1 pseudogene is annotated in these 291 nt (G+C 66.3%); it reads right to left on the bottom strand.

The features are described from left to right. Positions 1–291 (bottom strand): annotated as a pseudogene (locus F2P45_RS35125) (N-methyl-l-tryptophan oxidase); the annotation flags it as partial.

The raw sequence follows: 291 nt of genomic DNA, 5'->3' as shown, positions 1-291 counted from the left end.
AGCATCCCTGCAGGACGGTAGAAATGCGTGGCGCTGGCCGCTTCCAGGGCGCCAAAGCGCGACATCGATTGCCGGGTGAGCTCTCCCCACAGCCGGTCGCGGCTCAGCTGCGTGCAGATGCGGCCCTGATCGTAGTGGCTGGAGAACACACCGTCGTGCGCCTCCGAGTCCACCGGTTCATCGGGGCCGATGGCGGCAACGCGCTCCGAACCGCAGCTCAGATAGCGCAACGCGGCGGCGCCTATCATGCCCTTGCCCACCACCAGATGCTCGAACGTCTCTGTCATGCGG

The organism is Massilia mucilaginosa, from assembly GCF_011682145.1.
Lineage (GTDB): Bacteria > Pseudomonadota > Gammaproteobacteria > Burkholderiales > Burkholderiaceae_D > Telluria_A > Telluria_A mucilaginosa.
This window is presented reverse-complemented; position numbering and strand designations above follow the sequence as displayed.